Genomic DNA, 23,606 nt, shown 5'->3' with positions numbered 1-23,606 from the left:
GCGCCGGACCGTCCGCGGCCGGCGCAGCACCCTGCGCCCGCACAGGGCGACGCGCCGGGACAGGCCACCGCGCCCGCGAAGGACTACCCGCGCCGCGCCCCGGACGTGAGCAGTGCGAAATACGACTCGAAGGATTCCGCCAGGCTCGCCAGCAGTTCCTTCCCCTTTTCCGCCGACCCCAGGGAAGGACGGCCGATGACGCCCGATTCGGTATAGGCGGACATTCCCACTGTGAGCAGATGACGACGGTCGTCAGCGGTGAAATCGGCGGACTCGTAACCAGGGCGGACGAATTCGGGATGAGCGTGCAGAAGAATCGAGGTCTCGATTTCCCCCGCGTGCATGTCGGTGAGCAGCGAGGTGCGCACCCCCGCCCGTTCCCGGGCCCACTCCCAGTCCTCGACGGCCGGGAACAACGCCATTCGCTCACCGCGCGCGGAGGCCTCCTGGACGACGTTGCCGAGCACGTAGTTGCCGCCGTGCCCGTTGACCACGACGAGCGCGTCGACGCCCGAGCGGCGCAGCGACGCCGCGATGTCCGAGACCACCGCATGGAGGGTCACGGCGGAGATGCTGACGGTCCCCGGCCAGTCCGCGTGCTCGTGCGAGCAGGAGACCGTCACCGGAGGAAGGAGGTGCACCGGGTACGCGGCGGCGATCTCCCGCGCCACGGCGCAGGCGACGAGCGTGTCGGTCGCCAGCGGAAGGAACGGACCGTGCTGTTCGAAACTGCCCACGGGAAGGACGGCGACCTGTGCTGAAACGCCCGCCCCCCGCGTCCGTACCTTTTCGGTGGTGTCCGTCGGCAACACACCGTACGCCACGCTGTTTGTCTCCCCACCTGCCGCCGCACGCGCGCCCGAACCACTCATCGTTTCACGGCCTTTCGTCTCTGCTTAGGAATCAGATCATGACAGAAAAATCCGGCGTCAACACGGGCGTACTCGGCAAGAAGTCCCCGCGGCGTTCGGGCGCGGAACGCGTCGTGAATGCACCGCTGCCCACCGTGTACGGGAAGTTCCAGGCGATCGGCTACCTGGACCACGACCGCGGTGACGAACAAGTGGCCCTGGTGTACGGGGACATCGGCGCCGAGAACGTGCTGACCCGGCTGCACTCCGAATGCCTGACCGGCGACGCGTTCGGCTCCCGGCACTGCGAGTGCGGTGACCAGCTGGAGGCCGCGCTGCGTGCCGTCGTCGCCGAAGGCAGCGGGATCGTCGTCTACTTGAGGGGCCACGAGGGCCGCGGCATCGGACTGCTCGCCAAGCTGCGCGCCATGGCCCTGCAGGCGGAGGGCCTGGACACCGTGGAGGCGAACCTCGCGCTCGGCCTGCCCGTCGACGCCCGCGACTACGGCATCGCGGCTCAGATCCTGCGCGACCTCGGGGTGCGCTCGGTACGCCTGATGTCCAACAACCCGCGCAAGCGGGAGGCGCTGGTCCGGCACGGCATCCAGGTCGCCGAGCAGGTGCCGCTGCTGATCGAGCCGTGCGAGAGCAACATCACTTATCTGCGCACCAAGCGGGAGCGGATGGACCACATCCTGCCCCATCTGGACGCCGTCGCCCACGGCTCCTGAAGGCGGCCGCTCCGGCGTCCGCCGCCTCCCCCCACGGGCGGCGGGCGCCCCCCGCGGTCAGTCCATCAGCGCCTCGTGCACCAGCCGCCGCAGCGCCGGGAAGATCTTCAGCGTCTTCGGACGTACCTGCGTCATGAACTGGACCGTCAGCTCATGGGCCGGATCGACCCAGAACGCGGTCGTGGCGGCACCGGTCCACCCGTACGTGCCGAGGCTGGAAGGGGCCAGGGTGCGGGACGGGTCGGTCACCACCGAGACGTTGAAGCCGAAGCCGAGCCCGTCGTTGCCGGGCTCCTGGTGAGCCGGGGCGCCGAAGGAGCGCAACGTCGTGTCGCCGGGCAGTTGGTTGCGGGTCATCATGCCGACGCTGTCCGCGGACAGCAGCCGTACGCCGTCCAGTTCGCCGCCCCGGCGCAGCATCTCCATGAACCGGTGGAAGTCGTACGCCGACGAGACCAGCCCCCCGCTGCCGGACAGGAACCTCGGCCGGCCGCGCACCGGCAGCCCCGGCACCGGCTCGATGCCGCCCTGTTCGGTCTCGCCGTACAACTCGGCGAGTCTGTCCGCCTGTTCGGGCTCGATATGGAAACCGGTGTCGGCCATGCCGAGCGGGCGCAGGATCCGCTCGGTGCAGAACGCGTCCAGCGGCTGCCCGGACACCACCTCGACGACCCGGCCCAGCACGTTCGAGGCGACCGAGTAGTTCCACTGCGTGCCCGGGTCGAACTGCAACGGCATCCGCGCGTACACCTCGACCGTCTCCGCCAGATCGGCGCCGGGCGGCACCGAGTACTCCAGGCCGGACTCCCGGTAGAGCGCGTCGACGGGGTGCTTGTAGTAGAAACCGAAGGTCAGGCCGGCGGTGTGGGTGAGCAGCTGCCGGATCAGGATCGGGCCGGCGGCCGGGCGGGTACGCATGTCGGCGCCCGAACCTCCGTCATACACACGGGGGTTGGCGAACACCGGCAGATGACGTTCCAGCGGGTCGTCCAGGTGCAGCCTGCCCTCCTCCACCAGCAGCAGCACCGCGACCGCGGTGACCGGCTTGGTCATGGAGTAGATGCGCCACAGCGTGTCGGCCTCGACCGGCAGCCCGGCCGCGACATCGCGGCGGCCGTACGTGGTGAGGTGGGCGACCCGGCCGCCGCGCGAGAGGGCCACCAGAAAGCCGGGCAGCCGCCCCTCGTCCACGTAGTGCGCGATCTGCCGGTCCAGGCGGTCCAGCGCCTTGACGTCCAGCCCCGCCTCGCCCGGGTCGACTTCCTGCCGCAGCCGTGCCATCGCTCTCCTCCCGTCGCCTGCAACGCGATGCGCCCGGCTGCCCGCCGTGACGCACCCGCTGCTCATCGTCGCCCAGGAACCCCACCATGGACCCGTTCATCAGCGGTGTTTGTGATCGATGCGACGCAGTAAGGCCGCGGGAATGCGTGGCCCGCTCCATTGAGTTGACCGTGTCATGAGCGAAGACTCCACCTCGGCCCCCACGCAGGACGCGCTGCTCGAACTGCTCGCCGAAGGCGACGCCGGCGTCCTGGTCACCCTCAAACGCGACGGCCGCCCCCAGCTGTCCAACGTCAACCACGCCTACTACCCCGACGAGCGCGTCATCCGGATCTCCGTCACCGACGACCGCGCGAAGACCCGCAATCTGCGCCGCGACCCCCGCGCCTCCTACCACGTCACCAGCGCCGACCGCTGGGCGTTCACCGTCGCCGAGGGCACGGCCGAACTCTCCCCGGTCGCCCAGGACCCGCACGACGACACCGTCGAGGAACTGATCCGCCTGTACCGGGACGTGCAGGGCGAACACCCGGACTGGGACGACTACCGGGCCGCGATGGTCCGCGACCGCCGTCTGGTGGTGCGGCTGCACGTCGAGCGGGCGTACGGTATCCCGAAGCGCTGACCCGCCCCCGCTCCGGCTACGACGCCCCGGCGGTCCGTGTCTCGATCGCTCGCAGTACGGCGACCATGTCCTCGCCGCCGTACCCCTGGGCCACCGTCTCCTCGAAGAGGGTGTGGCACACGTCGAGGAGCGGTGAGGCCAGGTGTGCCTTGCGGGCCGCCTCTGCGATGAGCCGGTTGTTCTTCAGGACGTCCAGTGCGGCCGCCTGCACCGCGAAGTCCCGGTCGAACAGCTTCGGCGCCTTCATCCGGGAGACCCCGCTGGCCATGGGACCCGCGTCGAGGACGTCCAGGAACAGCCGCCGGTCCAGGCCCTGACGCTCGGCGAAGTGGAACGCCTCGGTCAGCCCGGTCACCTGGGTGATCAGGAACAGGTTCACCGACAGCTTCATCAGCAGCGCGCTCGGCGCCGGGCCGCACATGAACGTCTCCCGGCACATCGGCGCGAGCAGCGGCCGTACGGCGTCCACGGCGTCCGCTTCCCCGGCGAGCATCGCCACCAGCTGACCCTCCTCCGCCGGTACCCGTGATCCGGAGACGGGTGCCTCGACGTACCGGCCGCCGGCGGCCCGGATGTCCGTCTCCAGGGCGTGGGAGTACTCGGGGGAGGTGGTGCCCATGTGGACGACGGTGCGCCCGGCGACCCGGGCCGCCAGCGCGGGTGTGCCCCGGCCGAGGACCGTGTCGACCGCGGCCTCGTCGGCGAGCATCAGCAGCACCACGTCCGCCCGGGCGAACACCTCGTCGGCGTCCGCGGCGACCGCGGCCCCGGCCGCGCGCAGGGGTGCGGCGCGTTCCGGGGTCCGGTTCCAGACCACCAGGGGAGTGCCGGCGGACACCAGGCGCTGAGCCATGGGACGGCCCATCACTCCGAGACCGATGAAACCGACGTTCACGGGGACCGTCCTTCGCTGCGGCAGCCGACTATGACCGCTGTCATAGTAGCGGTCGTTATGACGCCGGTCATAGAGTGGGGAGGCGAGGAGCTGGAGGTCGACGATGAGCGAGACGCGACACGGGCCGCGGGAGCGGATGATCTTCAGCGCGGCCCAGCTCATCCGGCGTGACGGTGTCGCCGCGACCGGCATGCGGGAGGTCGCCGCGCACGCCGGCGCACCGCGCGGCTCGCTCCAGCACTACTTCCCGGGCGGGAAGGAACAGCTGGTCAACGAGGCGGTCGGCTGGGCCGGCCGGTATGCGGGCAAGCGCATCGCGCGCTTCCTCGCGGGGCTGGAGGAGCCGACGCCGAGCGGTCTGTTCGCGGCGATGGTCGCGCAGTGGACCGACGAGTACGCGGCGCACGGTTTCGCGACCGGCTGCCCGGTCGCCGCGGCCACCGTCGACTGCGCCTCGGCCGGCGGCTCGACCCGTGAGGCCGTGGCCGCAGCGTTCACCACCTGGCGGACTCCGCTCGCCGAGGCCCTGACCGGCATGGGTGTTCCCGCGGCCCGCGCCGAATCCCTGGCCACGCTGATGATCAGCACCCTGGAGGGCGCGATCCTGATGGCCCGCGCCGAACAGGACACAGAGCCCTTGACCACGGCGGTACGGGAACTCGGCCCGCTGCTCGACTCGGCGGTGGGCCCGGCGGAGTGACGCGAGGGGGGCCACTGGCCGGGTGGGCGCGTCGGTGGGCGTCGGTCCGGGTGGGCGCGTCGGTGGCCGTCGGCCCGGGTGGGCGTGATAGTGCGTCGGTCCGGGTGAGCGCGGCCGGGGTGGCGGGCGTGAGCGGTCGGGGCGATGGGTTGGCTGCGGTGGGCAGCTCGTGTGGCGGATGCGGCGGATCGTGCCCGGGCGCTGCGCCAGTTGGGGCCGGTGCGGTCGGTGTGGCGGGGCGGCAGCGGTATCGGTGTGTGGATGCAGCCGGTCCGGCTCGAGTAATCGGCGTGACGGACACCGACGAAATTGGAGGAGAGGAGTGCTGCCCCACGGGAGGTTGTCAGTGCTCCTTCGTACGATCACGGCATGTCTGATGCCTTCACTGTCTTGTGGACCCATGACACGTGCCGTGCCCTGCGCAAAGCGGGTCGCGTGGGAGAGCGCCCGCCGGTCGCCTTCAGCGGCGTCCATTCCTCGCTGCCTGCCTGGTCGGGGGCCCGAGCCGGAGACGAGGTGTACGCGCTGCACGTCAACCGGCGCGTCGTACACGTCGTGAGCCGGATGCGGGTGATCGACATGGAGCGGCGCGACTGCTGCGGCACGGCCCCCGGGACGTGGCAGGAGCCAGCGTTTCCCGGGCACAGCGCCTGGTCGATGCTCGGTGCCGGCGGCTGCGGTGCTGCGGCAGTGCACGTGGACGCGACGCCCATTCGCTTCGACATGCCGATACCTGGTGATGTTTTGATGAGGCTCACCTGGCGTAATCGCCGAGGTCAGACCCGCGGTCTGAAGTATGTGGTCGACGGCCGCCTCGAGCGCTCGGTCAGCCTCCAGGGCTTCTACCGGCTGACCTCCGAGTCGGCCGACGAGTTGGCAGAGCTCGTCGGCGACAACGGCGGCTCGCGGGCAGCCCGGTGCTTGTCCGGCCCTCCTCACCGCACTACCCTCCGCCCGTGATCAACGGTGCACATGTGGTGCTCTACAGCCGGGACGCGGAGGCCGACCGGGTCTTCCTGCGCGACACCCTCGGGTGGACGCACGTCGACGCGGGCCACGGATGGCTGATCTTCCGGGCGCCGCCCACCGAGGTGGCCTGTCACCCCACTGACGGCGAGCCCGCGCACGAGCTGATGCTGATGTGCGACGACCTCGACGAGACGCAGCGTGAACTCGCCGAGCGGGGAGTGGAGTTCACCCGGCCGGTGGAGGAGGCCCGCTGGGGCCGGGTGACCGCCCTGCGCCTGCCGGGCGGCGGCGAACTCGCCCTGTACGAGCCGCGCCACCCGACACCCTGAGCGGACGGGTCCCCGGCCGTGGACGCACCGGGCGCACCTGGGATCGGGCCGGTCTCAGGCCGTCACCTGTTCCGCCCGCTCCGCCTGGCGGCCCGGGCGTTCGCCGAGCAGTTCCGTCGGGACCCTGTGCGTCTCGCGGGCGGTGAGTGCGGCCGCGGTCGGCGGGAGGCACAGCGCGGCCGTGAACAGGGCCACCGCCGACCAGTCGTCGCCGCCCGGACCGGCGATCTCGGCGGCGAAGGTGACCGCGAACCCGGCGACCGCGAAGCCGATCTGCGTGCCGATGGCCATGCCCGACAGCCGCACCCGGGTCGCGAACATCTCGCCGTAGAAGGCGGGCCACACACCGTTCGCGGCGCTGTAGACGAGACCGAAGGCGACGATCCCGAGGAGCAGGGTCAGCGGGCGGGAGCCCGTGGAGATCGCCCACAGATAGCCGGCCATCGCGGCCGCGCTGCCCACCGCGCCGATCAGGAACACCGGCCGGCGCCCGATCCGGTCCGACAGCGTGGCCCACAGCGGGATCGCGGCCAGCGCGAAGAGGTTGGCCAGGGCGCCCACCCACAGCATGAACGTACGGGACATGCCGACCGCGTCACTGGTGGCGTACGCCAGGGCCCACACCGTGAAGATGGTGCTGACCGAGGCGATGAGCGCGCCCGCGATCACCCGGAGCACATCCGCCCAGTGCTCGCGCATCAGCACCACGAGCGGCAGCCGGACCACGCCCTCGGTCGCCGCCTGCCGGGCGAAGGCAGGGGTCTCGCGCAGCCGGCGCCGGATGACGTAACCGGCGACGGCGACCGCCACGCTCAGCCAGAACGGCACCCGCCAGCCCCAGGAGAGCAACTGGTCCTCGGGGAGCCTGGAGACGGGGATGAAGACCAGCGTGGCGATGAGCTGGCCGCCCTGGGTGCCGCTGAGCGTGAAGCTGGTGAAGAACCCGCGTCGGCCCGGCGGCGCGTGCTCCAGGCTCATCGAACTCGCGCTCGCCTGCTCGCCGGCCGCCGATATGCCCTGCAGCACGCGGCAGAGCACGAGCAGCACCGGGGCGAGCGAGCCGGCCTGCGCGCGGGTGGGCAGACAGCCGATCAGGAAGGTCGACAGGCCCATCAGGATCAGAGTGAAGACCATGATCTTCTTGCGGCCGAGCCGGTCGCCGACGTGCCCGAGGACCAGTGCGCCGAGCGGCCGGGCGGCGTAGGCGACGCCGAAGGTGGCGAGCGACAGCAGGGTCGCGGTCGCCGGGTCGGAGGAGTCGAAGAACACCTTCGGGAAGATGAATGCGGCGGCGCTGCCGTACACGAAGAAGTCGTAGTACTCCAGCGCGCTGCCGATCCAGGCGGCCGTCGCCGCCTTCCAGGGCTGGCCCGGTGGGGCCTTGGCGGCGGGCGCGGGGGTGGGGACGGACACGGCGGTGCTCCTTCGGGGAAACTCCACCCTACGGAAGGGCGGGGTGAGCGACTGAGAGGAGGGAGCGGGCGAGGGCCGGATCTCGGCGGCTAATTAACCCACTGGATAGTTAGTCGTGGTGGGTGGGATGTTGCGCCCGTGTTTCCCCGCTGTCAAGAGTCCGTGCGGCAGTCCTTACGGCGGCGCGCGCCCGCCGGGTCAGCCGGCCGCGCGCTCCGCCGTCAGGTAGGCGATCACCATGTCGCCGAGCATGGTCCGGTAGTGCTCCCGCTGGGCGGGGTCCACCAGGTCCCGGCCGAACAGGGCGCCGAAGGTGTGCCGGTTGGCGACCCGGAAGAAGCAGAAAGAGCTGATCATCGCGTGCAGGTCGACCGCGTCCACGTCGGCCGTGAAAAGCCCCGACTCCTGTCCCGCGGTGAGGATCCGGCGGATCACCTCCAGGGCCGGGGAGCCGATCCGCCCGAGCTTCTCGGAGGCCGCGATGTGCTCGGCGCCGTGGATGTTCTCGATGCTGACCAGGCGGATGAAGTCCGGGTGCCGCTCATGGTGGTCGAATGTCAGCTCGGCCAGGCGGCGGATCGCGGCGACGGGGTCCAGGTGTTCGACGTCCAGCTGCTGTTCGGCCTCGCGGATCACTCCGTACGCCCGCTCCAGCACGGCCGTGAACAGCTGTTCCTTGCCGCCGAAGTAGTAGTAGATCATCCGCTTGGTGGTGCGGGTGCGGGCCGCTATCTCGTCGACCCGGGCCCCGTCGTAGCCGGCCCGCGCGAACTCCTGCGTGGCCACATCCAGGATCTCGGCCTGGGTGCGGGCCGCGTCGCGCACCCGTCCCCCGGGTCGTACGGGTTCTTCGACGCTGGTCATCGCTGTCCTTCGGGCCGGTGTACGCCTGGGCGGCACGCTCGCTGTGCGTGCCGGTGATTGTAGAAGCAGGACCCTGGATCGTCGCCGAGGTCTTCCTCACGGCACCCACGACTGATATAGCTAACGTACTAGTTCGTACATTAGTGCCGCCTCGGGAGGCCCACATGGCCAAGGACTCGTATCTCGTCGGGCTGATCGGGGCCGGGATCGGCCCCTCCCTCAGCCCCGCCCTGCACCAGCGGGAGGCGGACCGGCAGGGCCTGCGCTACCTCTACCGGCTCCTCGACATCGACGTCCTCGGCCGCGCGCCGGAGGCGGTCGGCGACCTGGTGCGCGCCGCCCGCGATCTCGGCTACGACGGGCTGAACATCACCCACCCCTGCAAGCAACTGGTCATGGACCACCTCGACGCGCTCGATCCGCGGGCCGAGGCGCTCGGCGCGGTCAACACCGTGGTCTTCGAGGACGGCCGGGCCGTGGGCCACAACACCGACGTGACCGGTTTCGCCGCCTCCTTCGCGCGCGGCCTGCCGGACGCCCCGCTGGAGCGGGTCGTCCAGCTCGGCGCGGGCGGCGCGGGCGCGGCCGTCGCGCATGCCGTGCTCACCCTGGGCGCCGGGCGGGTCACCGTCGTCGATGCGCTGCCCGAGCGAGCGGCCGCACTCGCCGACTCCTTGGTACGGCACTTCGGCCCGGGCCGGGCGGGCGCGGCGACCGTCGATCGGCTTCCGGCGCTGCTGGGTGAGGCCGACGGCTGTGGGGGGCTCGTTCACGCCACACCCACCGGCATGGCCGCGCATCCCGGGCTGCCCCTGTCCGCCGAGCTGTTGCATCCCGGTCTGTGGGTGGCGGAGGTCGTCTACCGGCCGCTACGGACGGAGTTGCTGCGGGTCGCCCAGTCGCGGGGCTGCGCCGTTCTGCCCGGGGGAGGAATGGCCGTGTTCCAGGCCGCCGACGCGTTCCGGCTGTTCACGGGAAGAGAGCCGGACAGCGGGCGGATGCTGGCCGACTTCGAGGAACTGGTGGGCGTCGAGCGCTCGGGGAGTGCTGTCGGATGACGACGAACACAGACACGCACACCTCCATCGCCACCGTCTCCCTGAGCGGTACCCTCACCGAGAAGCTCGCCGCCGCCGCGCGTGCCGGGTTCGGCGGGGTGGAGATCTTCGAGAACGATCTCCTCGCCTGCCCGCTCGCTCCCGAGGAGATCCGTGCGCGCTGTGCCGACCTCGGGCTGAGCATCGATCTGTATCAGCCGATGCGGGACATCGAGGGCGTGCCCGACGAGGTCTTCGTACGCAATCTGCGGCGCGCCCGGCACAAGTTCCAGCTGATGAACCGGCTCGGCGCCGACACCGTGCTCGTGTGCTCCAGCGTGTCGCCGGACGCCGTGGACGACGACGCACGAGCGGCCGGTCAGCTCGCTCAATTGGCAGTGCTCGCCCAGAAGTTCGGGATACAGGTGGCGTACGAGGCGCTGGCCTGGGGGCGGCATGTGAACACCTACGAGCACGCCTGGCGGATCGTCGAGGCCGCCGACCACCCGGCGCTCGGCGTCTGTCTGGACAGCTTCCACATCCTCTCCCGCGGCTCCGACCCCAAAGGCATCGAGGACATCCCCGGCGAGAAGATCTTCTTCCTGCAGCTCGCCGACGCCCCGCTGCTGGCGATGGACGTCCTGCAGTGGAGCCGCCACTACCGCTGCTTCCCCGGCCAGGGCGGTTTCGACGTCGCCGGGCTGCTGCGGCACGTGCTCGCCGCCGGATACCGCGGGCCGCTGTCCCTGGAGGTCTTCAACGACGTCTTCCGGCAGGCCGACGCCGGTCCCACCGCCGTCGACGCCCACCGCTCCCTGCTGCTTCTGCGGGAGGCCGTCGGCGCCGCCGAGCTGCCGCCGCCCGTCGTGCCCACCGGGGTGGCCTTCGCCGAACTCCTCACCCCGGACGCCGAACCGGTCACCGCGCTGCTGAGCGCGCTCGGCTTCACCCGCGCCGCCCGGCATCGCGGCAAGCCCGTCGACCTGTGGCAGCGCGGCGAGGCCCGCGTCCTGGTCAACACCGCCGCCACCGCCCGTCGCGACGGCACCCGGCTGGCCGCGATCGGCCTGGAGTCCCCGGATCCCGCCGCTGCCGCCCGCCGCGCCGAGGCACTCCTCGCCCCCGTCCTGCCCCGCCACCGCGCCCCCGGGGACGTCCCGCTCGACGCCGTCGCTGCCCCCGATGGCACGGAACTGTTCTTCTGCGCCACCGGCGACCCCGAACTCCCCGACTGGCAGGCCGACTTCGCCGACCTGCCGGACAGCCCGGCGCCCTCCGCGACCCGCATCGACCACCTCGCCCTCACCCAGCCCTGGCACCACTTCGACGAGGCCACGCTCTTCCACCGCAGCGTTCTCGGCCTCACCGCCCAGGAGAGCGTCGACGTCGCCGACCCCTACGGGCTGATGCGCAGCCGCGCCGTCACCGACGCCGACGGCAGGGTCCGTATCGCCCTCGGCGTCGGCGCGGCACCCACCGACGACACCGTGCACGCGGCGCACATCGCGCTGGCCACCGACGACGTGGTGGCCGCGGCCCGCGCCTTCCGCGCCGCGGGCGGCCGGCTGCTGCCGGTGCCGGCCAACTACCACGACGACCTCGCCGCCCGGTACGACCTCGCCGACGACGAGCTGGAGACCTACCGGGAGCTCGGCATCCTCTACGACCGGGACGCGGGCGGCGCCTTCCGGCACTGCTACACCGAGACCGTCGGCCGGGTCTTCTTCGAACTCGTCCAGCGTGATGACGGCTACCGTGGTTACGGCGCCGTGAACGCCCCGGTCCGTCTGGCGGCCCAACACGCCGGACGATTCTTGCGCTGATCCGACCGGGCTCTTACCAGGTCCGCGGCAGGGGTGAGAGGCCGGTGAGACCTCCACGGGGTTCAGCTCCGCTTCAGGTTCCGTACATGTCCGGGCGCGGATACTCCGCAAGATCCGGTATGCGCGCTGCGCCCGGATCACTCCGTTTCCGGGAGCCTGAAAGGCCGTCCATGCTGAGCACCCCCACCGAGTCGGCGGTCCGTGACGACGGACCGACGTCCGTCGCTCCGCCCCGCCCGCGCGCCAGCCGGTACGAGCGTCCCGCGCTGCTCGCCATAGCCGCGCTCGCCGCCCTGCTGTCCCTGTGGGGCCTGAACCACAGCTCGTACCACGGTTTCTACGCCGCCGCGGTGCGCAGCATGACGGACAACCCGGTCGCGTTCTTCTACGGCTCCTTCGACCCGGGCAACAACCTCACCATCGACAAGCTGCCCGGATTCCTGTGGCCGCAGGCCCTGTCGGCGCTGGTTCTCGGTTTCCACCCGTGGGCGCTGGTACTGCCGCAGGCGCTCGAAGGGGTGGCCTCGGTGGTTCTGCTCCACGTGCTGGTGCGCCGCTGGGCGGGCGTGCCGGCCGGGCTGCTGGCGGCCGCCTTCCTCGTCCTCACACCGGTGATCGTCGGCCTCGGACGCTCCGTCACCGAGGACGCGCCGTTCGTCCTGTTGCTGCTGCTGGCCGCCGAAGCCGCCTGGCGGGCGACCGAGCGGGGCCGGATGGGCCCGCTGCTGCTGGCCGGCTTCTGGGTCGGCGTGGCCTTCCAGTGCAAGATGCTGGAGGCCTGGGCGGTGCTGCCCGCACTCACCGCCCTCTACCTGGTCGCCGCTCCGGTGAGCCTGCGCCGCCGGCTGCGCGACCTCGCTGCGGCCACCGCGGTGATGCTCGCCGTGTCGGTGTCGTGGATGCTGGTGGCCGCCCTCACCCCGGGCTCCGACCGCCCGTGGCTCGACGGCACCACCGACAACTCGCCCTTCGGCCTGGTCGTCGGCTACAACTTCCTGACCCGCTTCCACGGGGTCGGCATCGACGCGGCCAGCACCGGCAGTGTCGCGCCCAATGCGAGTCTGCGGGCGGCCGGGACGGGTCCCGGCATGGGCGACAGCGTCTGGAAGATGTTCAGCCCGGGGCTCGCCACCCAGACGGGCTGGCTCTACCCGCTGGCGGCACTCGGACTCGTGGGCGGCGCGCTGGCCCTGTGGCGGCGACGTGCGCCCCGTACCGACCGCGTGCTCGCGGGCCAGGTCCTGTGGGGGGTCTGGCTGGCCACGTTCTTCCTCGTCTTCAGCTTCGGCAGCGTGACCGGGCACACCTACTACATGGGTGTGGTCGCGGTGCCCCTCGCCGCGTTCTCCGCCGCCGGTGTCGTACGGGCCTGGCCGGCGGGACTGCGGGGCGGCCGGCGGGCCTGGGTGCTGCCGGCGGCGCTGGCCGGGAACGCCGCCTGGTGCGTGGCGCTGACCCTGTGGTCCCCGCACTTCCTGCCCTGGTCGGCTCCGACCGCGACCGCCCTCGCCGTCGTCGCGCTGGTGCTGACCGCGCTGCGCCGCCGGCCGCGTGCCGTCAGCGCCGGCCTGGCCCTGGGCCTGGCCGCGGCCCTGCTCGTGCCCGCCGCCTGGTCGGCGTCGGCCATGTCGTTGCGCTACAACCAGCCGGGTTCCCTGGCCCGCGTCGGCCCCACCAACCACCGGCAGGGCAACCCGCTCGCGAAGCTCACCCCCGCCCAGCGGCGGCTGCTGGGCTACCTCACCGCGCACCGGGCCGGCGCCGAGTACCTGGCCGCGGTCCCCGGCTGGTGGGCGGCCGCGCCGTATGTCATCTCGGCCAACGCGCGCATCCTGCCGATGGGCGGCTTCACCGGAAGGGTCCCGTCCCCCTCGGCCGCCCGCTTTCACCAGCTGATCGACTCCGGCCGACTGCGTTACCTCCTGCTGCCCGGCAGCGACGCCAGGGCCGCCCGCCGGCACCGGCCGAGCACCCTCGTCGGCCGGCTGGAGCGATGGACCGTGGGGCACTGCACCCACGTCCCGGCCGCCGCGTACGGCTCCCGGGACGCGACGCATCTCCTCTACGACTGCGGCCCGGACCACCAGAGGTGAACCGGGCCGCGGACGACGGGACTTGCGGACGAAGAGCCGTTACGGCCGTCTGTTCCACTCGGCGATCACGGGCCGCCCGTGCTCGGTGGACAGCCGGCTGACCGTGCCGGTGGCCAGCTGGAACAGCCGGCCCTCCGCGGGCGGCAGGCCCAGCCGGCGGGCGGTGAGCACCCGCAGGAAGTGGGCGTGGGCGACGAGGATCGCGTCCCCCTCCGCCAGGGCCGGGGACAGCCGGGCCAGCACCTGGTCGGCGCGGGCGCCGACCTGCTCGGGCGACTCGCCCGGGTGCCCGTCGGGGCCCGGCGGCACACCGTCGGTCCACAGGTCCCAGTCGGGGCGCGTCCGGTGGATGTCGATGGTGGTGACACCCTCATAGCCGCCGTAGTCCCACTCGTGCAGACCGGGGTCGGGCACGACCCCGGTCAGGCCCGCGAGTTCGGCGGTGCGCAGCGCGCGGCCGAGCGGGCTGGCCAGCGCCAGGGCGTAGGTCCGGCCGGTGAGGAGCGGGGCGAGGGACTTGGCCTGTTGCTCGCCGTCCTCGGTCAGGGGCAGGTCGGTCCAGCTGGTGTGCTGTCCCGACCTGCTCCACTCCGTCTCACCGTGGCGGACCAGCAGGAGGTCGCCCACGGCGGGTCAGTCCTTCTTCTCGACCGCGTGGCCGCCGAACTGGTTGCGCAGCGCCGCGATCATCTTCATCTGCGGCGAGTCGTCCTGCCGGGAGGCGAACCGGGCGAACAGGGAGGCGGTGATCGCGGGCAGCGGTACGGCGTTGTCGATGGCCGCCTCGACGGTCCAGCGGCCCTCGCCGGAGTCCTCCGCGTAGCCGCGCAGCTTCTCCAGGTGCTCGTCCTCGTCCAGGGCGTTGACCGCGAGGTCCAGCAGCCAGGAACGGATGACGGTGCCCTCCTGCCAGGAGCGGAACACCTCGCGCACGTTCTCCACCGAGTGCACCTTCTCCAGCAGCTCCCAGCCCTCGGCGTAGGCCTGCATCATGGCGTACTCGATGCCGTTGTGGACCATCTTGGAGAAGTGCCCGGCGCCGACCCGGCCCGCGTGGACATAGCCGTACGGGCCCTCCGGCTTGAGCGCCTCGAAGATCGGCTTCAGCGGCTCCACGTGCTGCTTGTCGCCGCCGACCATGAGCGCGTAGCCGTTCTCCAGGCCCCACACACCGCCGGAGACACCGGCGTCGACGAAGCCGATGCCCTTGATGCCGAGGGCAGCGGCGTGCTTCTCGTCGTCCGTCCAGCGGGAGTTGCCGCCGTCGATCACCGTGTCGCCGGGCTCCAGCAGGTCGCCGAGCTCGTCGACGACGGTCTGCGTGGCGGTGCCGGCCGGGACCATCACCCACACATGGCGGGGCGCGTCCAGCTTCTCGACCAGTTCGGCGAGGGACTTGACGTCGGAGACCTCGGGATTGCGGTCGTAGCCGATGACGGTGTGGCCGGCGCGGCGGATCCGCTCGCGCATGTTGCCGCCCATCTTGCCGAGACCGATGAGACCGAGCTGCATATCAGTTCACTTCCTGAGCGTTCTTGAGCGTGCGGTAGGCGGCGACGAGGGCCTTGGTGGACGGGTCGAGACCGGGGACGTCCGCGCCCTCGGTGAGCGCGGGCTCGACGCGCTTGGCGAGCACCTTGCCCAGCTCCACGCCCCACTGGTCGAAGGAGTCGATGTTCCACACCGCGCCCTGCACGAACACCTTGTGCTCGTAGAGGGCGATCAGCTGGCCGAGCACGGACGGGGTCAGCGAGCCTGCGAGGATCGTGGTGGTGGGGTGGTCGCCGCGGAAGGTGCGGTGGGTGACCTGCTCCTCCGGCACGCCCTCCGCGCGGACCTCCTCGGCACTCTTGCCGAAGGCCAGCGCCTGGGTCTGGGCGAAGAAGTTGGCCATCAACAGGTCGTGCTGGGCCTTGAGTTCACCGCTCAGCTCGTCGACCGGCCGGGCGAAGCCGATGAAGTCCGCCGGGATGAGCTTGGTGCCCTGGTGGATCAACTGGTAGTAGGCGTGCTGCCCGTTGGTGCCCGGCGTGCCCCACACCACCGGCCCGGTCTGCCACTCGACCGGCCGGCCGTCCCGCTGCACCGACTTGCCGTTGGACTCCATGTCCAGCTGCTGGAGATAGGCGGTGAACTTCGACAGATAGTGGCTGTACGGCAGGACGGCGTGCGACTGGGCGTCGTAGAAGTTGCCGTACCAGATGCCCAGCAGACCCAGGATCAGCGGGGCGTTGGCCTCGGCGGGTGCGGTGCGGAAGTGGTCGTCGACCAGCCGGAAGCCCTCGAGCATCTCGCGGAACCGGTCGGGTCCGATCGCGATCATCAGGGACAGGCCGATCGCCGAGTCGTACGAGTAGCGGCCGCCGACCCAGTCCCAGAACTCGAACATGTTGTCCGGGTCGATGCCGAACTCGGTGACCTTCTCCGCGTTCGTGGACAGCGCCACGAAGTGCCGGGCCACCGCCTTCTCGTCGCCGTCGAAGGCGTTCAGCAGCCAGGAACGCGCCGAGGTGGCGTTGGTGATCGTCTCGATCGTGGTGAACGTCTTGGACGCGACGATGAACAGGGTCTCCGCCGGGTCCAGGTCGCGGGTGGCCTCGTGCAGGTCGGCGCCGTCGACGTTCGACACGAACCGGAATGTCAACTCCCGTGCGGTGTACGGGCGCAGCACCTCGTACGCCATCGCCGGGCCGAGATCGGAGCCGCCGATCCCGATGTTGACGACGTTCCTGATGCGCCTGCCGGTGTGGCCGGTCCACTCGCCGGAGCGGACCTTGGCGGCGAAGCCGGCCATCTTGTCGAGGACGGCGTGCACCTTCGGGACGACGTTCTCCCCGTCGACCTCGATCACCGCCTCCCGCGCGGCCCGCAGCGCGGTGTGCAGGACGGCCCGCTGCTCGGTGACGTTGATCTTCTCGCCGCGGAACATGGCGTCCCGCAGCGCGAACACGCCGGTGGCGGTGGCGAGTTCCTGGAGGAGGGCCAGGGTCTCGTCGGTGATCAGGTGCTTGCTGTAGTCGATGTACAGGTCGCCGACCCGTACGGCGTACCGCTCGGCGCGGCCGGGGTCCGCCGCGAACAGCTCGCGCAGGTGCGGCTGCCCCTCGGCGCGGTGGTCGGCCAGGGCCGTCCACTCGGGCCGGTTGCTGAGCTTCGGAAACTCGGACTCTGCCATCTCAGGCGTTCTCCTTGGCGGCCTCGCCCTTGAGGGCGATGGCGTACATCTCGTCGGCGTCGAGGCGGCGCAGTTCCTCGGCGATGAGTTCGGAGGTGGGTCGGACCTTCAGGGCCAGGGTGCGCGGCGGCTGGCCGGGCAGGGACAGCGTGGCGAGGGGGCCCTCGGGGCGGTCGATGCGGATCTCGCCGTTCTGGGTGCCCAGCCGTACGGCGGTGACGACCGGCCCGGCGGTGACCACGCGGTCCACGGACACCTGCAGGCGGGCCTCCAGCCAGCGGGCCAGCAGCTCGGCGCTGGGGTTGTTGGCCTCGGCCTCGACGGCCGCCGACGTGATCCGCGCGCGGGCCTGGTCCAGGGCGGCGGCCAGCATCGACCGCCACAGGGTGAGCCGGGTCCAGGCGAGGTCGGTGTCGCCGGGGGCGTAGTTGCGGGCGCGGGTGTCCAGGACCTCCATCGGCCGCTCGAACGCGTACAGGTCGGTGATCCGGCGCTGCGCGAGCGCACCGAGCGGGTCCTCGGACGGCGTGTCGGGGGCGTCCACCGGCCACCACACGACGACGGGCGCGTCCGGCAGCAGCAGCGGCAGCACGACCGAGTCGGCGTGGTCGGACACCTCGCCGTAGGTGCGCAGCACGACCGTCTCACCGGTGCCGGCCTCGGAGCCGACCCGGACCTCGGCGTCCAGCCGCGAGTGGGTGCGGTCGCGCAGGGTGCGGACATGCCGCTTGATGACGACCAGGGTCCGCATGGGGTGCTCGTGCGAGGCGTCCTCCGCGGCCTTGATCGAGTCGTAGGCGTTCTCCTCGTCCGTGACGATGACCATCGTCAGGACCATGCCCACGGCCGGGGTGCCGATGGCGCGGCGGCCCTGCACCAGCGCCTTGTTGATCTTGCTTGCCGTGGTGTCGGTCAGGTCGATCTTCATGGCCTGCGCCAGCTCCGTCCGTCTCGTGCGAGCATCTCGTCCGCTTCCCTCGGTCCCCAGCTGCCCGACGCGTACTGCGCCGGCCGCCCGTGTGCCGCCCAGTACTCCTCGATCGGGTCGAGGATCTTCCAGGACTCTTCCACTTCCTGGTGACGGGGGAACAAATTCGCGTCGCCGAGCAGCACGTCCAGGATGAGCCGCTCGTACGCCTCCGGGCTGGACTCGGTGAACGACTCGCCGTAGGCGAAGTCCATCGACACGTCCCGGATCTCCATCGAGGTGCCCGGCACCTTGGAGCCGAACCGCACGGTCATGCCCTCGTCGGGCTGGACGCGGATGACGATCGCGTTCTGCCCGAGCTCCTCGGTGGCGGTGGAGTCGAAGGGGGAGTGCGGGGCCCGCTTGAAGACCACCGCGATCTCGGTGACCCGGCGGCCCAGCCGCTTGCCGGTGCGCAGGTAGAAGGGGACGCCCGCCCAGCGGCGGTTGTCGATGCCCAGCTTGATCGCGGCGAAGGTGTCGGTCTTCGATTGCGGGTCGATGCCCTCCTCCTCGAGGTAGCCGACGACCTTCTCGCCGCCCTGCCAGCCGCCCGCGTACTGTGCCCGCACGGTGTGCCCGCCGAGGTCCTCGGGCAGCCGCACCGACTTCAGCACCTTGAGCTTCTCGGTGAGCAGCGCCTCCGCGTCGAACGCGATCGGCTCCTCCATGGCGGTCAGCGCCATCAGCTGCAGCAGGTGGTTCTGGATGACGTCGCGGGCGGCGCCGATGCCGTCGTAGTAGCCGGCCCGGCCGCCGATGCCGATGTCCTCGGCCATCGTGATCTGCACGTGGTCGACGTAACTGCGGTTCCAGATCGGCTCGTACATCTGGTTGGCGAAGCGCAGCGCCAGGATGTTCTGGACGGTCTCCTTGCCGAGGTAGTGGTCGATGCGGAACACCTGGTCCGGCTCGAACACATCGTGCACGATCGCGTTCAGCTCGCGGGCGCTGGCCAGGTCGTGGCCGAACGGCTTCTCGATGACCGCGCGCCGCCAGGAACCCTTGGGCGGGTTCGCCAGGCCGTGCTTCTTCAGCTGCTGCACGACCTTCGGGAAGAACTTCGGCGGCACCGAGAGGTAGAACGCGAAGTTGCCGCCGGTGCCGCGGGAGGCGTCCAGCTCCTCCACGGCGTCCTTCAGCTGCTTGAAGGCGGTGTCGTCGTCGAAGTCGCCGGGGATGAACCGCATGCCCTCGGCGAGCTGCTGCCACACCTCCTCGCGGAACGGGGTGCGGGCGTGCTCCTTCACGGCGTCGTGCACGAGCTGCGCGAAGTCCTGGTCCTCCCACTCCCGGCGGGCGAACCCGACGAGGGAGAAGCCCGGCGGCAGCAGACCGCGGTTGGCGAGGTCGTACACGGCCGGCATCAGCTTCTTGCGGGACAGGTCACCGGTCACCCCGAAGATGACCAGCCCGGACGGGCCGGCGATGCGGGGGAGCCGGCGGTCGCGGGTGTCCCGCAGCGGGTTCTCCCAGTCGGCGGCCGGGGCCAGCGGGACCTGCACCGCCTCGGGCGCGGGCGCCTGCGCTGCGGGCGCCTCGGCGGCGGGGGCTTTCTCGGTCATCGGGCGTCAACTCCCTTGCTGTTCAGGGACATCGTCACGGCGTCCAGCAGTTCCTGCCAGGCCGCCTCGAACTTGGCGACGCCCTCGTCCTCCAGCTGCTGGACGACCTCGTCGTAGGAGATGCCGAGCCGCTCCACGGCGGCCAGGTCGGCGTGGGCCTGTGCGTAGCCGCCGGTCACCGTGTCGCCGGTGATCTCGCCGTGGTCGGCGACGGCGTTCAGGGTGGCCTCCGGCATGGTGTTGACCGTGCCCGGCGCGACCAGCTCGTCCACGTACAGGGTGTCCTTGTAGGCCGGGTCCTTCACACCCGTGGAGGCCCACAGCGGACGCTGCCTGTTGGCCTTGTCCCCGGCGAGCGCGACCCAGCGGGCGGAGGCGAAGACCTCCTCGTACGCCTCGTAGGCCAGCCGGGCGTTGGCGAGGGCCGCGCGTCCCTTGAGGGCGAGGGCCTCGTCGGTGCCGAGGGCGGTCAGCCGCTTGTCGATCTCGGTGTCCACGCGGGAGACGAAGAAGGACGCCACCGAGTGGATCGTGGCCAGCTCGATGCCGCGCTCGCGGGCCTTCTCCAGGCCGGCCAGATAGGCGGCCATGACCTCGCGGTAACGCTCCAGGGAGAAGATCAGGGTCACGTTGACGCTGATGCCCAGCCCGATGACCTCGGTGATGGCCGGCAGGCCCGCCCTGGTCGCCGGGATCTTGATCATCACGTTGGGGCGGTCGACCAGCCAGAAGAGCTGCTTGGCCTCGGCGACGGTCGCCGCCGTGTCGTGCGCCAGGCGCGGGTCGACCTCGATGGAGACCCGGCCGTCCCGGCCGCCGGAGGCGTCGTACACGTCACGCAGGATGTCGGCGGCGTCGCGCACGTCGGCGGTCGTCATCATCCGCACCGCCTCGTCCACCGTCACACCGCGTACGGCGAGGTCGGTGAGCTGCTCCTCGTAGCCCTCGCCGGAGCCGATGGCGGCCTGGAAGATCGAGGGGTTCGTCGTGACACCGACGGCGCTGCCGCTCGCCACCAGCTCGGCGAGGCTGCCCGAGGTGATCCGCTTCCGCGACAGGTCGTCGAGCCAGATCGACACGCCCTCCTCGGCGAGGCGCTTGAGGGCTCCCGGGGTCGCGATTGCTTCGGTCACAGTGATCATTCTTCTTTCGGGTCGTATCGGGCGTCGGTGTCAGGCGCGCGCGGCGGCGAGCGACTCGCGGGCCGCCGCTGCGACGTTCTCAGGGGTGAAGCCGAACTCGGCGAACAGGGTCTTCGCGTCCGCGGAGGCGCCGAAGTGCTCGAGGGAGACGATCCGTCCCGCGTCGCCCACGTACCGGTACCAGGTCAGACCGATCCCGGCCTCCACCGCGACCCGGGCCTTGACGGCCGGCGGCAGCACCCGTTCGCGGTAGGCGCGCGGCTGCTCCTCGAACCACTCCACGGACGGCATCGACACCACGCGCGTGCCGATGCCCTCGGCCTCCAGCTGCTCACGCGCGGCCACGGCCAGCTGCACCTCGGAGCCCGTCGCGATGATGATCACCTCCGGGACCTGCGTCGAGGACTCGCGCAGCACATAGCCGCCCTTGGCCGCGTCCTCGTTCGGCGCGTACACCGGCACGCCCTGGCGGGTGAGCGCGAGCCCGTGCGGGGCGGGGTTCACGGCGTGCCTCTTCAGGATCTCGGCCCAGGCCACCGCGGTCTCGTTGGCGTCGGCCGGGCGGACGACGTTCAGGCCCGGGATGGCGCGCAGCGAGGCCAGGTGCTCGACCGGCTGGTGGGTCGGGCCGTCCTCGCCCAGGCCGATGGAGTCGTGCGTCCACACGTACGTCACCGGCAGCTGCATCAGCGCCGACATGCGCACGGCGTTGCGCATGTAGTCGGAGAACACCAGGAAGGTGCCGCCGTAGATCCGGGTGTTGCCGTGCAGGGCGATGCCGTTCATCTCCGCGGCCATGGAGAACTCGCGGATGCCGAAGTGGACGGTACGGCCGTACGGGTGGGCCTCGGGCAGCGGGTTGCCCTTCGGCAGGAAAGAGCTGGTCTTGTCGATCGTGGTGTTGTTGGAGCCGGCGAGGTCGGCGGAGCCGCCCCACAGCTCGGGGATCACCGGGCCGAGCGCCTGCAGCACCTTGCCGGAGGCGGCGCGGGTGGCGACGGACTTGCCCTCCTCGAAGACCGGGATGCTCTGCTCCCAGCCGTCGGGCAGCTCGCCCTTGGCGATCCGGTCGAAGAGGGCCGCCCGCTCCGGCTGGGCCGCGCGCCACTCGGCGATCCGCTTGTCCCAGGCTGCGTGCGCCTCGGCGCCGCGGTCCAGGGCCCGCCGGGTGTGCTTCAGGACCTCGTCCTCGACCTGGAAGGTCTGCTCCGGGTCGAAGCCGAGGACGCGCTTGGTGGCGGCGATCTCCTCCTCGCCGAGCGCGGAGCCGTGGGAGGCCTCGGTGTTCTGCGCGGTCGGGGCGGGCCAGGCGATGATCGTGCGCATGGCGATGATCGAGGGCCGCTCGGTCTCGGCCTGCGCGGCCTTCAGCGCCGCGTACAGGGCGGGGACGTCGATGTCGCCGTCGGGGGTGGGTGCGACGCGCTGGGTGTGCCAGCCGTAGGCCTCGTACCGCTTCAGCACGTCCTCGGAGAAGGCGGTCGCGGTGTCGCCCTCGATGGAGATGTGGTTGTCGTCGTAGAGGAAGACCAGGTTGCCGAGCTTCTGGTGGCCTGCAAGGGAGGAGGCCTCGGCGGAGACGCCCTCCTCCAGGTCGCCGTCGGAGACGATCGCCCAGATGGTGTGGTCGAAGGGGGAGGTGCCCGCGGGGGCCTCCGCGTCGAACAGGCCGCGCTCGTAGCGGGCCGCCATCGCCATGCCGACCGCGTTGGCGACGCCCTGGCCGAGCGGGCCGGTGGTGGTCTCGACGCCGGCGGTGTGGCCGTACTCGGGGTGACCGGGGGTCTTGGAGCCGTGCGTGCGGAACGCCTTCAGGTCGTCCAGCTCCAGCTCGTACCCGGACAGGAACAGCTGGGTGTACAGGGTCAGCGAGGTGTGACCGGGGGACAGGACGAAACGATCCCGGCCGGTCCACTCGGGGTCGGCGGGATCGTGACGCATCACCTTCTGAAAGATCGTGTACGCGGCAGGTGCCAGGCTCATCGCCGTGCCCGGGTGTCCGTTCCCCACCTTCTGCACCGCATCGGCCGCCAGCAGACGGGCGGTGTCCACCGCACGCCGGTCGAGGTCGGTCCACTCGAAGCCGTCGGAAGTCTGCGTGGTCATCTTCAAGAAGTCCTCGTTCAGTGCGGGATTGCTGGCCTGACGCGTTCAAACTTAAAAGTCTGACTTTTTCGAGGAAAGGTTGGGGTGTGTCAGCCTGTGGTGAATCTGGGACAGTGATCGCGCGACAGGGACGGCACGAAAAGGACATGGCTGACAGAAGATCCCAAGCCGAAGGCGACGGCATCAGAACCTTCCCCTTCCCGACCGAACTGGCCGTGGGCGGCGTCGGCATGCAGGTCGGCCCCATGGGCACCGACCGCACCTGGCACGCCGACGCCCCCCTGCACCGCGTCCACCGCATCGACTTCCACGTCATCATGCTGTTCACCGACGGCCCCGTACGGCACATGATCGACTTCGCCGAGTACGAGGCCGACGCCGGCGACCTGCTGTGGATCCGCCCCGGACAGGTCCACCGCTTCTCCCGCGAGGCCGTGTACCGCGGAACCGTCCTGACCATGCAGCCCGGCTTCCTGCCGCGCGCCACCGTCGAGTCCACCGGCCTGTACCGCTACGACCTGCCGCCGCTGCTGCACCCCGACCCGGACCGGCTGGCCGCGCTCCAGGCGTCCCTCGACCAGCTGCGCCGCGAGTACGAGGACACCGCGACGCTCCCGCTGAGCCTGCACACGGCCGTCCTCCGCCACACCCTCACCGCGTTCCTGCTGCGCCTCGCGCACCTCGCGGCCAGCTCCGCCGAGGCCGACCGGCAGCGGACGGACAGTACCTTCACCCGCTTCCGGGACGCCGTGGAGCAGGGCTTCGCCACCAATCACAGCGTCAGTGCCTACGCCGACGCCCTCGGCTACTCCCGGCGCACCCTGGTCCGCGCCGTCCGCGCCGCCACCGGCGAGACGCCCAAGGGCTTCATCGACAAACGTGTCGTCCTGGAGGCCAAGCGCCTCCTCGCCCACACCGACCTGCCGATCGGCCGCGTCGGGGCGGCCGTGGGCTTCCCCGACGCGGCGAACTTCACCAAGTTCTTCCATCTGCACACCGGGCAGACTCCGGTCGCGTTCCGGGCGGAACTGCGGTGACGC

21 protein-coding genes are annotated in these 23,606 nt (G+C 71.2%); 9 read left to right on the top strand and 12 right to left on the bottom strand.

The window, feature by feature from the left end; genetic code table 11:
• Positions 1–83: 83 nt before the first annotated feature.
• Positions 84–872: a creatininase family protein gene (locus ACWCQS_RS36390; protein WP_451008437.1), complete on the bottom strand. Its 789-nt coding sequence runs from the start codon at positions 870–872 to the stop codon at positions 84–86.
• 38 nt (positions 873–910) lie between these two features.
• On the opposite strand from ACWCQS_RS36390, the gene ribA reads away from it, so the two are divergent.
• Entirely contained in the window at positions 911–1,582 is a 672-nt protein-coding gene (ribA, locus tag ACWCQS_RS36385; protein ID WP_451008436.1) for a GTP cyclohydrolase II, read from the top strand.
• Between the two features lie 57 nt (positions 1,583–1,639).
• Here the strand turns inward: ribA and ACWCQS_RS36380 are convergent, their stop codons facing one another.
• Positions 1,640–2,863 carry a serine hydrolase domain-containing protein gene (locus ACWCQS_RS36380; RefSeq protein ID WP_451008435.1) on the bottom strand — a complete coding sequence of 408 codons (1,224 nt, stop codon included), beginning with the start codon at positions 2,861–2,863 and terminating at the stop codon, positions 1,640–1,642.
• 175 nt (positions 2,864–3,038) lie between these two features.
• On the opposite strand from ACWCQS_RS36380, the gene ACWCQS_RS36375 reads away from it, so the two are divergent.
• Positions 3,039–3,488, top strand: coding sequence for a PPOX class F420-dependent oxidoreductase (locus tag ACWCQS_RS36375; protein ID WP_450985323.1), 450 nt, complete (start codon positions 3,039–3,041; stop codon positions 3,486–3,488).
• A 16-nt stretch (positions 3,489–3,504) separates the two neighbouring features.
• Here the strand turns inward: ACWCQS_RS36375 and ACWCQS_RS36370 are convergent, their stop codons facing one another.
• Positions 3,505–4,545, bottom strand: coding sequence for an NAD(P)-dependent oxidoreductase (locus ACWCQS_RS36370; protein WP_451008434.1), 1,041 nt, complete (start codon positions 4,543–4,545; stop codon positions 3,505–3,507).
• Between ACWCQS_RS36370 and ACWCQS_RS36365 the strand changes: the two genes are divergently transcribed.
• From ACWCQS_RS36365 to ACWCQS_RS36355, 3 genes are all read left to right on the top strand, one after another.
• Positions 4,487–5,083, top strand: a complete 597-nt coding sequence (locus tag ACWCQS_RS36365; RefSeq protein WP_451008433.1) for a TetR/AcrR family transcriptional regulator — start codon at positions 4,487–4,489, stop codon at positions 5,081–5,083. The genes ACWCQS_RS36370 and ACWCQS_RS36365 overlap by 59 nt on opposite strands.
• Positions 5,084–5,452: 369 nt before the next feature.
• Positions 5,453–6,043, top strand: coding sequence for a hypothetical protein (locus ACWCQS_RS36360; RefSeq protein WP_451008432.1), 591 nt, complete (start codon positions 5,453–5,455; stop codon positions 6,041–6,043).
• Positions 6,040–6,381 (top strand): VOC family protein, encoded by a 342-nt coding sequence (locus tag ACWCQS_RS36355; protein WP_450985327.1) that lies wholly within the window; start codon positions 6,040–6,042, stop codon positions 6,379–6,381. Before ACWCQS_RS36360 ends, ACWCQS_RS36355 begins: the two co-directional genes overlap by 4 nt.
• A gap of 54 nt (positions 6,382–6,435) precedes the next feature.
• Here the strand turns inward: ACWCQS_RS36355 and ACWCQS_RS36350 are convergent, their stop codons facing one another.
• A complete protein-coding gene (locus ACWCQS_RS36350) occupies positions 6,436–7,794 on the bottom strand; it encodes an MFS transporter (protein WP_451008431.1) in 1,359 nt (452 codons plus the stop codon).
• Positions 7,795–7,992: 198 nt separating this feature from the next.
• Positions 7,993–8,658, bottom strand: coding sequence for a TetR/AcrR family transcriptional regulator (locus ACWCQS_RS36345; protein ID WP_450985329.1), 666 nt, complete (start codon positions 8,656–8,658; stop codon positions 7,993–7,995).
• 164 nt (positions 8,659–8,822) lie between these two features.
• On the opposite strand from ACWCQS_RS36345, the gene ACWCQS_RS36340 reads away from it, so the two are divergent.
• The 3 genes from ACWCQS_RS36340 (at position 8,823) to ACWCQS_RS36330 (ending at position 13,611) form a co-directional block, all read left to right on the top strand.
• Positions 8,823–9,716 (top strand): shikimate dehydrogenase, encoded by an 894-nt coding sequence (locus tag ACWCQS_RS36340; RefSeq protein WP_451008430.1) that lies wholly within the window; start codon positions 8,823–8,825, stop codon positions 9,714–9,716.
• Positions 9,713–11,518 carry a bifunctional sugar phosphate isomerase/epimerase/4-hydroxyphenylpyruvate dioxygenase family protein gene (locus ACWCQS_RS36335; protein ID WP_451008429.1) on the top strand — a complete coding sequence of 602 codons (1,806 nt, stop codon included), beginning with the start codon at positions 9,713–9,715 and terminating at the stop codon, positions 11,516–11,518. The genes ACWCQS_RS36340 and ACWCQS_RS36335 overlap by 4 nt, the downstream gene beginning before the upstream one ends.
• Before the next feature lie 170 nt (positions 11,519–11,688).
• Positions 11,689–13,611: a glycosyltransferase family 39 protein gene (locus tag ACWCQS_RS36330; RefSeq protein ID WP_451008428.1), complete on the top strand. Its 1,923-nt coding sequence runs from the start codon at positions 11,689–11,691 to the stop codon at positions 13,609–13,611.
• A gap of 39 nt (positions 13,612–13,650) precedes the next feature.
• Here ACWCQS_RS36330 and ACWCQS_RS36325 read toward each other — a convergent pair whose 3' ends face one another.
• From ACWCQS_RS36325 to tkt, 7 genes are read right to left on the bottom strand one after another with little or no spacing between them, the layout of a single operon-like run.
• Positions 13,651–14,238, bottom strand: a complete 588-nt coding sequence (locus tag ACWCQS_RS36325) for a histidine phosphatase family protein (protein ID WP_451008427.1) — start codon at positions 14,236–14,238, stop codon at positions 13,651–13,653.
• Between the two features lie 6 nt (positions 14,239–14,244).
• Positions 14,245–15,123 (bottom strand): phosphogluconate dehydrogenase (NAD(+)-dependent, decarboxylating), encoded by an 879-nt coding sequence (gnd, locus tag ACWCQS_RS36320; protein WP_451008426.1) that lies wholly within the window; start codon positions 15,121–15,123, stop codon positions 14,245–14,247.
• A gap of 1 nt (position 15,124) precedes the next feature.
• Positions 15,125–16,786 (bottom strand): glucose-6-phosphate isomerase, encoded by a 1,662-nt coding sequence (gene pgi / locus ACWCQS_RS36315; RefSeq protein WP_451008425.1) that lies wholly within the window; start codon positions 16,784–16,786, stop codon positions 15,125–15,127.
• Position 16,787: 1 nt separating this feature from the next.
• On the bottom strand, positions 16,788–17,714 hold the full coding sequence (gene opcA, locus ACWCQS_RS36310; RefSeq protein ID WP_450985335.1) for a glucose-6-phosphate dehydrogenase assembly protein OpcA: 927 nt from the start codon (positions 17,712–17,714) through the stop codon (positions 16,788–16,790).
• A complete protein-coding gene (gene zwf, locus ACWCQS_RS36305) occupies positions 17,711–19,318 on the bottom strand; it encodes a glucose-6-phosphate dehydrogenase (protein WP_451008424.1) in 1,608 nt (535 codons plus the stop codon). Before zwf ends, opcA begins: the two co-directional genes overlap by 4 nt.
• The gene (gene tal, locus ACWCQS_RS36300) at positions 19,315–20,460 is read right to left on the bottom strand and encodes a transaldolase (protein ID WP_451008423.1); all 1,146 of its coding nucleotides are present in this window, start codon (positions 20,458–20,460) and stop codon (positions 19,315–19,317) included. The genes zwf and tal overlap by 4 nt, the downstream gene beginning before the upstream one ends.
• 30 nt (positions 20,461–20,490) lie before the next feature.
• Positions 20,491–22,566: a transketolase gene (gene tkt / locus ACWCQS_RS36295; protein ID WP_451008422.1), complete on the bottom strand. Its 2,076-nt coding sequence runs from the start codon at positions 22,564–22,566 to the stop codon at positions 20,491–20,493.
• Positions 22,567–22,712: 146 nt separating this feature from the next.
• On the opposite strand from tkt, the gene ACWCQS_RS36290 reads away from it, so the two are divergent.
• A complete protein-coding gene (locus ACWCQS_RS36290) occupies positions 22,713–23,603 on the top strand; it encodes a helix-turn-helix domain-containing protein (protein ID WP_451008421.1) in 891 nt (296 codons plus the stop codon).
• Positions 23,604–23,606 lie beyond the last annotated feature (3 nt).

The sequence above is a fragment of the Streptomyces sp. NPDC002076 genome, assembly GCF_053593835.1.
This window is presented reverse-complemented; position numbering and strand designations above follow the sequence as displayed.

What these genes read in the sequence shown, in the direction of transcription:
- ACWCQS_RS36390 (WP_451008437.1), bottom strand. Translation starts at nt 872, where the DNA reads ATGAGTGGTTCGGGCGCGCGTGCGGCGGCAGGTGGGGAGACAAACAGC.
- ribA (WP_451008436.1), top strand. Translation starts at nt 911, where the DNA reads ATGACAGAAAAATCCGGCGTCAACACGGGCGTACTCGGCAAGAAGTCC.
- ACWCQS_RS36380 (WP_451008435.1), bottom strand. Translation starts at nt 2,863, where the DNA reads ATGGCACGGCTGCGGCAGGAAGTCGACCCGGGCGAGGCGGGGCTGGAC.
- ACWCQS_RS36375 (WP_450985323.1), top strand. Translation starts at nt 3,039, where the DNA reads ATGAGCGAAGACTCCACCTCGGCCCCCACGCAGGACGCGCTGCTCGAA.
- ACWCQS_RS36365 (WP_451008433.1), top strand. Translation starts at nt 4,487, where the DNA reads ATGAGCGAGACGCGACACGGGCCGCGGGAGCGGATGATCTTCAGCGCG.
- ACWCQS_RS36370 (WP_451008434.1), bottom strand. Translation starts at nt 4,545, where the DNA reads ATGAGCTGGGCCGCGCTGAAGATCATCCGCTCCCGCGGCCCGTGTCGC.
- ACWCQS_RS36360 (WP_451008432.1), top strand. Translation starts at nt 5,453, where the DNA reads ATGTCTGATGCCTTCACTGTCTTGTGGACCCATGACACGTGCCGTGCC.
- ACWCQS_RS36345 (WP_450985329.1), bottom strand. Translation starts at nt 8,658, where the DNA reads ATGACCAGCGTCGAAGAACCCGTACGACCCGGGGGACGGGTGCGCGAC.
- ACWCQS_RS36340 (WP_451008430.1), top strand. Translation starts at nt 8,823, where the DNA reads ATGGCCAAGGACTCGTATCTCGTCGGGCTGATCGGGGCCGGGATCGGC.
- ACWCQS_RS36335 (WP_451008429.1), top strand. Translation starts at nt 9,713, where the DNA reads ATGACGACGAACACAGACACGCACACCTCCATCGCCACCGTCTCCCTG.
- ACWCQS_RS36330 (WP_451008428.1), top strand. Translation starts at nt 11,689, where the DNA reads ATGCTGAGCACCCCCACCGAGTCGGCGGTCCGTGACGACGGACCGACG.
- gnd (WP_451008426.1), bottom strand. Translation starts at nt 15,123, where the DNA reads ATGCAGCTCGGTCTCATCGGTCTCGGCAAGATGGGCGGCAACATGCGC.
- pgi (WP_451008425.1), bottom strand. Translation starts at nt 16,786, where the DNA reads ATGGCAGAGTCCGAGTTTCCGAAGCTCAGCAACCGGCCCGAGTGGACG.
- opcA (WP_450985335.1), bottom strand. Translation starts at nt 17,714, where the DNA reads ATGAAGATCGACCTGACCGACACCACGGCAAGCAAGATCAACAAGGCG.
- zwf (WP_451008424.1), bottom strand. Translation starts at nt 19,318, where the DNA reads ATGACCGAGAAAGCCCCCGCCGCCGAGGCGCCCGCAGCGCAGGCGCCC.
- tal (WP_451008423.1), bottom strand. Translation starts at nt 20,460, where the DNA reads ATGATCACTGTGACCGAAGCAATCGCGACCCCGGGAGCCCTCAAGCGC.
- tkt (WP_451008422.1), bottom strand. Translation starts at nt 22,566, where the DNA reads ATGACCACGCAGACTTCCGACGGCTTCGAGTGGACCGACCTCGACCGG.
- ACWCQS_RS36290 (WP_451008421.1), top strand. Translation starts at nt 22,713, where the DNA reads ATGGCTGACAGAAGATCCCAAGCCGAAGGCGACGGCATCAGAACCTTC.